The 8,302-nt window shown below is 49.8% G+C and carries 4 protein-coding genes; 2 read left to right on the forward strand and 2 right to left on the reverse strand.

The window, feature by feature from the left end:
* Nucleotides 1–83 precede the first annotated feature (83 nt).
* Together F4Y39_10310 and F4Y39_10315 are read right to left on the reverse strand one after the other, a co-directional pair.
* Nucleotides 84–3,290 carry an AAA domain-containing protein gene (locus F4Y39_10310; protein ID MYC14105.1) on the reverse strand — a complete coding sequence of 1,069 codons (3,207 nt, stop codon included), beginning with the start codon at nucleotides 3,288–3,290 and terminating at the stop codon, nucleotides 84–86.
* Between the two features lie 167 nt (nucleotides 3,291–3,457).
* Nucleotides 3,458–5,404: a hypothetical protein gene (locus F4Y39_10315; protein MYC14106.1), complete on the reverse strand. Its 1,947-nt coding sequence runs from the start codon at nucleotides 5,402–5,404 to the stop codon at nucleotides 3,458–3,460.
* A 218-nt stretch (nucleotides 5,405–5,622) separates the two neighbouring features.
* Here F4Y39_10315 and F4Y39_10320 point away from each other — a divergent pair, with 218 nt between their 5' ends.
* Entirely contained in the window at nucleotides 5,623–8,010 is a 2,388-nt protein-coding gene (locus F4Y39_10320) for a hypothetical protein (protein MYC14107.1), read from the forward strand.
* 11 nt (nucleotides 8,011–8,021) lie between these two features.
* Nucleotides 8,022–8,302, forward strand: a 281-nt coding sequence (locus tag F4Y39_10325; protein ID MYC14108.1) for a Dabb family protein, incomplete at its 3' end; no start/stop codon positions are given.

Consider the following 8,302-nt stretch of genomic DNA (forward strand, 5'->3'; position numbering starts at 1 on the left):
GACTGGCTCTTAAGACTATTTATTAACAGATTTTTATTACACAAAGGGTGTTATAACATCTAAAGACGTTATAACGTCCTTTACTACAGGCGTTTGATGCCCAGTTTTTTCATTTTGGTGTATAGCGTAGAAGGCGGTAAACCCAACAATGTCGCCGCCCCGTTTGCCCCCTTTATTTTCCATTTGGTCGCTTTGAGTACTTTGAGAATATAATCGCGTTCAAATTCATCCAAAGGCATGATTTCGCCGGCTTGATCAGGTAAAGTGCGCCTCTTAAGATCCTGCACCGTGCCCTTGATTTGAGAATCATACAGCCCCAGATCCCCTACTTCGATTTGCAAACCATTACATACGGTTACTGCTCGCTGTATTGTGTGTTCCAGTTCCCGTACATTCCCAGGCCAATCGTAACTTTGCAATACCTCGATAACCTCTGACGTCAAAGGGGCAAATTGTTTGCCTATATGCGCTGCCATGCGGTTCTTGAAAAACTCAGATAGGTCAGGTATATCCTCCTTGCGCTCGCGCAGAGGCGGCAAATATATCGGAAAAGTATTGAGGCGGTAATAGAGGTCCTCTCGGAAAGTACCTGCACTGATCATCTCCTCAAGGTCGCGATTGGTCGCTGCCACAATCCGCGTTCGCGCCTCCAGAGTCTCGCTGCTTCCAATGCGCTCAAATGTGCCCTCGTCCAGCAAGCGCAACATCCTGGTCTGTGTTTCCAGAGTCATATCGCCGACCTCGTCCAAAAAGAGCGTGCCTCCCTTCGCCAGTTCCACTTTGCCCAGTCTGCGAACAACTGCGCTGGTAAACGCTCCTTTCTCGTGACCAAAAAGTTCACTATCAATTAGCGTTTCAGGTAGTGCACCGCAGTTGACCTGCATAAATGGACCATCGCGATGGGCACTCAGAGCGTGTAGTGCCCGCGCAGCCAATCCCTTACCCACACCCGTCTCGCCCTTAAACAGTACTGTCAGATCAGTGGATGCTACTTTTCTGAGCTGGATTTGAAATTCGTGCAGGGCCGTACTCTGACCGATAAACTCTTTGCCAATGCCATCCGTGTTGTTGATTATGGAGGTCAGTGCGCTGATGCGCGGATCCTTTTCTACCGAGAGTTGCACCTGCGCGATCTCTGAGTAATTGAGGTCGCGATCTATCGCCCTGACCTGAAACGTGTAATCTCCCGGTGAAAGGTCTTGGTAATGTGCCCGCATCTTTCGAGTCGCTGACTGCCAGTCGGAATCATAGCCCCTCAGGCGATAGATATAGAGCATGTCGCGGGGATGGGTAGAAAAACTCAGACCTTTGTACTCGAAAACTACCTGCTGTCCTGCCGTGGATACGATGTCTTCCTGCAGGTTCTCATAGATCTGATCGGCAATCACTTGCAGCAGGCAAATCTGGGGCGGGTTTTTTTGTTGGCGATAACGCACCAGAGAATTTTGGACTGTACCGAACCAGAAGTTTCCATCGCGATCTTCGAGTATCTGGGAAACCGGTCCTATATGTGGTGAGTTGATCATCTGGAAATGCTGACCATCGTAGTGAGCCACGCCGCCGTCTGTGCCGAGCCAAAGATGGCCTTTCCGATCTTCAAGCAAGCAGTGGATGCGGTTGCTTGGCAAACCGTCTGCTGTTGTGAAGTTGTGAAAGACGCGACCATCAAAGCAAGCCAGACCGCCCTGAGTAGCGATCCACAGGTTGCCATCGCGATCTAACAACAGATCGGTGACTCTGTCATCTATCAGCCCATCCCCAACCCCATAAAATTTGAGCTTATCTTCAGGATGCCAGTGCGCCAGACCCTTACCAGAGAAATTGTGGCAGGTAAGAAAAAAATAAACCTCGCGGTTGCGCCCGGGAATCACCGTGCCGATGCGACTAAAAGAATCTTTCTTCTCATTATCCTCAAAAATGGTCTGGAACTGCTCTCCCCGCTGGTAAACGAGCTTCAATGCGCTGACCAAAAGGGATCTCTTGCTTTTTTCTTTTTCGTTTTCCCAATGACCAAAAAGGAATCCTCCCTGTGAGTCCTGGGCGATTGCACTAACACTTTTTCCGTCTAAATCTGCGATTGTTTCTATTTTTTCAACCTTCTGCCCATCGTAGCGGAACAAGCCATTGATACCGCCAAACCACAGACACCCGTCGTGGTCTTCGTAGATGGCGAAACAGTTGTTGATATCAAAGCCATCCTCAGTGCCTACACAGACAAAGGCCTCACCATTGAAGCGAAAGCCGCTTTTGCTTAGAGAGTTAAAAACAGGAGACACAGAACCCACCCATATATCACCTCGACTGTCTTGCACAATCTGCGAGATCTCACTCACTCTGTTGGATGACTCGCCACTGAGGCCAAAAACGCTGATACTATGTGCGTCGTAGAGCGCGATGCCTCCCCAAGTGGCGAACCAATACTGATGCTCGCGATCTTGGAAAACAGCTTTGACAGCACGATGTGGCAAACCATCAGCAGGGGTAAATCTGTTGAATCCGTCTCCGTCCTGGTAGAGTACTCCTTCAGAAGTGCATAACCACATTCGACCTGTACCGTCACTCTGAATTTTGCGCAGACCGCCACCCAAATTGACCTGCATAGCCTGGAAGGTGCCATCGGTATAGCACCAGAGATCGTTCTGATGTCCTCGCTGACCAAACCACACCTTGCCAGCAGAGTCCTGCCCCAAGGCATAGCTTGTCTTGCTTTGCGGAAACCCTTCTTTTTTCTCATATCGGCGGAAGGATATGCCATCGAAACGGATGAGATAATCAAAGCCAAACCAAATCTGGCCTTCCGGATCCTGGGCAATGCCCCGACACTGTTTGGGCCATTGGGGAGAAGGCGGCTCCTCGTAATGCTGGAGATAGAGCGGAATCAAGTCGTGGAACACAGTGCCATCGTAATATCCCAAAGTCCTGTGACCGCCACACCATATACGACCCTCACTGTCTTCGTAGATAAACTGCACAGCACGGCCTGCAATCCCATCGTCTTCCAGATGGTGAAAATTTGTCCCGTCGTACCAGCAGACCCCATTTAACGTACCAAACCACAATCGATTCTGACTGTCTTGTGAAACACAATAAACACGATCATTAACAAGACCGTCGCGTCGCGTAAAATTTCGAAACTCGTCTCCATCGAAGCGACTAACACCGTTGTCCCAGGTGGCGAACCAGAGATAACCCTCGCTATCCTCAACAATGTGTTCAATGCGCATCCCGGCCAGACCATCGGCTATGGAATAAGTCCGCCAGGTGCCTGTGCGGTTAAGAGGTTTAATCATCAAAGAGAACCTTGTGATACAAAAAAAACTGGTTTATAGTGTATCTCACATTTGCAAACTAAATAATAATAATGATTTCCAAATATCCAAATACCAATTGCTTCTCAACCATTTGCCAAAAGTTCTGGTAAAAAGTTCTGAGACGAGTTTTGCTGATCGCCGATTGCTCAATCGGAAAACGGGACGCCGTGGCCTTGCCCGTAAAACCAGATCATATCGACAAAGAACGAGATGCCCGCGCCCACATAGTATCCCATTATCAATCCGAGGAAGAAGGGGCGGGCACTGCGATAGGTTCTGCTGCCGCCAAAACGCAGGATCGCGAGTTTGCTCAACCAGCCGAGGAAAATGGGGAAGATTACATGGGTCACGGGATACGCAGGCCCGGTTGCCAGTCCCAGTGGGTGCAGAGGCCACCAGGTGTAGCGGTAACGCAAGAAGTACAGGAGGGCAGCGAAGGCGATGCCGCTGGTGAAGAAGGCCATTTTGCGCCAGTCGGGGTTGACGGGATCTCTTGCGTATTTAACTACAAAGTCCCAGGGTCCGCGCGCTAAGCCTCCGGAGATTTGCGATCCGTAATTGCCCGCGCCGCCTTCATACCCCATGGATATGATATACAAACAGGATGCGACAATGCCCACGCCCATTGCCAGACATATGGCCCAGACGAGTTGTCGTTTGTGATGCTGAATGGTGTCAAATAGACGGACGGAGTGGGTCAAGGCAGGCATGAGTGTTGTTTTCATGTCGCCGCACCAGCCAAATGACATGCCGAGTGCGACCATGGTTTGTGCAGATAATCGCGTGGTGCCAAATGTGAACATGATAAATGTTTGCGGTACCATGACGGCTCGGATGGTGATGACGCCGGTTTCGGCGATGATGCGCGAGATCCCGATATAGACGACCATCATGACGACGAGAAATACCGCGATTACCCACAGGCCCATGCCCGAGGCGTAAAACCAGCAGGCCATGTAGAGCAGCCCGCCCAATAAGCCGAAGACAGCACCCCGATAGGAGAGCAATTCGTCTGAGTCATCGATTTTTGCATCGCCTTTGAATGCTTTGCGAAAGACATCGCGCAAATGCGACCGCGCAATCCAAAGCCCCCAGCCGACTACGGTAAACCACACGCCGATCATTTGCCAGCCCACGGGCACAAAGGAGGTGCCAGCAAAATTTGCTTCTGAAATTATGACGCCAAATCGGTTGAATAATCCCTCTTCTATGACCGCGAGGAAGTAGAAAAAGCAGATGCTAAATGAGATGTCTAAGTTGATAAAGTAGGCAAATCCCACAATGGGCCAGTAGAGGTTCATGCGAATTGCCTGAAAATCTCGTCCAAAGGATATGGCTTCAAATCGCCAGGGAAATACGGGAAATGTGGGATTAAAATAGGATACGATGTTCCACAAGATTCCGAAGATCGAAAAGGAAAAGCCCATCCAGAAGAGCGGTGAGCGCATAAATGGCGGCAGGCGGGATGGTGTATCGCCTTCTTCGACCATTGCGAGGGGCAATTCCATGAGGGCGTAGTCCAGTCGCTCGTATTCGATCCATTGTTTGCGCAGGATTACCGCTGTACACAACAAGACGGCGCAGAGTGCCGCGAGCAGGCTCAACCACCAGAATAAAGGTCCGATCCACACTTCCCATGGAACAGGCGAGCCGCGCGGCAAGCCCTCGAAGAACCACGTCAATGCCGGGCCGGGTTCAATTACAGCCCAGGATGGCAGATAGTCGTGTGTAAATTCACCCCATCGATTTGTAGGGTCGGCGAGGTAATACGGTACGCAAAAGCTGGCGATTAATCGGCTCAAGAAATACGTTGGCAGGGTTGAGGCGATCAGGCCCATTGAGAAAATGACGAGCAGTTCGCCCCGATTGAGCTTGAGATAGTGTCGCAAGAATACGACGGTTATCGCAAAGGGAAATACCACGGCGAGGGACAGGTGATTTTGCGCCAGCCGCGTTGTGTGTAAGATGTGCCGTGCATAAAATCCACCGAGCGCGGCTACGAGTACAAGTGTTAGTCCCAGGATGATTGACTTATAGGTCAATGCGCGTGCAGTGGGGTCTTTTTGTCGGTGTTCTTGAGCGACTTCAGCCATGGTTTCTATATAGGGCGGTGGATTGAGGCTGTCAAGGGGAAGTGTGAAGGATGAAGTGTGAAGGATGCCAGTATTGAACTTGATGATTTCGCCGAATGGGTGTACCTTCGGGGGATGAATAGACGGAGCGGTGTACAACTGGTCGTTTCTCAGACCAGTTCATAGACGAATAGACGAACCCCACCTGGCCACCCCGTATGGATGAATTTCTATAGCTTATGAAAAACGAACGTTCAATCGCAGCTTATTCCGGACTTTTTTTGATCGCTTTGGCGTCGCTGGCGATCCAGATTGTTCTGGTGCGTCTGCTGAGTGTTATTACCTGGTACCATCTGGCATTTTTTTCGATTTCCATTGCCATGCTGGGTATGACCGCGGGGGCTATTCAGGTCTATGTGCAAAGAGGTCGCTTTGACGGTGAGAATAAGATCGAAGCGATTACCCGGGCATGTGTCGGGTTTGCGCTGTCTATTCCCGCGTCTCTGATCCTTTTGTGCGTTCTGCCTATCGGGTTTTACAGAAGTATTCTGAGCTTGATCGTGCTTTTTGTAGCGACGCTGGTCTGCGCCTGGCCGTTTTATTATGCAGGTCTGGTTATTACGACTGTGTTGACGCGATTCAATGCGCCGATTGGCAGGCTTTATGCCAGTGATTTAACAGGTGCTTCTGCTGGTTGTCTGATTGTGTTGGGTGGTCTCGAAATAGTTGATGCGCCGAGTCTTATGTTGTGGTGTAGCGGTATTGGCGCGCTGGCGGGTGCGTGTTTTGCCCGTGTTGCACAATCTCGGTCTGTTCGTCGTTATATCGCGTTCGCGTTGCTGTTTTTTGTGTTGGGAATTCTCAATGCGCAGACCCCGTATGGTGTTCGCCCGATGTTTGTGAAGGAGAAGTTTCAAAGGCTTAGCTATCAAATTTTAGAGCGGTGGAATTCCTTTTCGCGGGTTGTTGTCTATCGCCAGCAATATTTGCCTCCGCAACTCTGGGGTGGCAGTCCCGTAGCAGGGGACGAGAAGATTTTTTTTCACGGGATGACGATTGACGGTGCAGCGGGTACGGCTATTAGATCGTTTGCTTCGCTCAGAGATATTGAACATCTGCGTTATGATATCACAAATGTGGGGTATTATCTCAATAGACGGGGTAATGCCTGTATTATTGGCGTGGGCGGGGGGAAGGATATCCAGAGTGCGCTCTTTTTTGGTCACGACGCTGTTCTGGGTATTGAGGTCAATCCGATTTTTGTCGATTTGCTCCAGAATGAGTTTCGCGATTTTGCTGGGCTTGCCAATCGGGATGATGTGACGTTTGTGGTGGATGATGCGCGCAGTTTTTTGTCGCAGAGTCGCGCGCAGTTTTCCGTTATTCAGATGGCGTTGATCGATACCTGGGCAGCGACGGGCGCGGGCGCATTTTCTCTGTCTGAAAATGCGCTCTATACTGTGGAAGCCTGGCAGACATTTCTCAGCCGCCTGACAGAAGACGGTGTTTTTACGGTGTCGCGGTGGTACAGTGCTGAACATATTGGGGAAACTGGTCGCGTGCTGAGTCTGGGCGTTGAATCGCTTTTGCGGCTGGATATAAAAAGACCAGCCGATCATATGGCGCTTATTACAATAGGCAATATTTCGACTTTGCTGATTTGTCGGCAGCCGCTGGGTGAGGCCGATGTTGATCGGTTGAGACAGGTGTGCGAGGAATTGCAATATCAGATTGTGCATGTGCCCGACCATTTGCCTGCCGAACCCATTTTGAGACAGATTTTATCTGCCCAATCCACAGAGCAACTCGCAGAGGCTGTGGCGCAAGCTGAATTGGACTACAGCCCGCCGACGGATGACAATCCGTATTTTTTTAATATGTTGAAGCTGAATCACATAGGGACTGCGCTGAGCTTGAAAGAGGGCGTTATCAGCGGTAATTTGAGAGCACTGGCTACGCTTCTGGTGCTTTTGATTGTGCTCGGAGTGCTCGCTGTTGCGACGATTGGCGTGCCTTTGTGGCTTGCCCATAGACCCACAACGTTGATGCGAACACGCGGTTTCTGGTTCGGCGCACTGTATTTTTCTCTTATTGGTTCGGCTTTTATGTTTGTGGAGATTGCCCTGATTCAACGGCTCAACGTATTTACTGGACACCCCATCTATTCGCTGGGTATATTGCTGTTTACGCTTATTGCAAGTACGGGTATGGGCAGTTTTGTAAGCGATCATCTTCCGCTTACGCGAAAGCCGTGGGTTTATGTTTTTCCAATTACGACGGCGGTGAGTGTTGTTGCTCTCAATACGGTTCTACACTATTTGTTGTCTCACATGATGGCTGAGGATACGACGATAAAAATACTGGTGTCTGTTCTGGTCATTTTTCCCGTGGGGATGCTTATGGGGCTGTTTTTTCCGACGGGTATGCGTCTGGTTCAGTCCCATTATGAAGACGATACGCCGTGGTTCTGGGCTCTGAATGGGATTATGGGTGTGCTGTGTTCTGCTCTATCTGTGTTTGTTTCTATTATATTTGGAATATCTGTCAATTTTTTTATTGCGGCTGTGGCTTACGCGCTTGTTCTGTGGTGTGTTTACAGTTTGCGTCGGGAACGCGCAGTAACGTGAAAGGATTTTTTATGATAGATCATATTGTTCTTCTCAAGCTCAAAGATGGGGTTACGCAAGAACAGACCCGGGCGCTACACGATGGTTTGATTGCGCTTAAAGAAAAGGGGAGTATTCCGGGTATGGAGGAGATTACTGCGGGATATAATAATAGCCCGGAGGGGAAAAATTACGGCTATGACTGGGGGTTTATTATTCGGTTTGTGGATGAGGCTGCACGAGATTTCTACCTGCCACACCCGGATCACAGAGCACTTAGCCAGCCTTTTATACGTCAAATTGTCGATGATGT

Source organism: Gemmatimonadota bacterium, from assembly GCA_009838845.1.
Taxonomy (GTDB): domain Bacteria; phylum Latescibacterota; class UBA2968; order UBA2968; family UBA2968; genus VXRD01.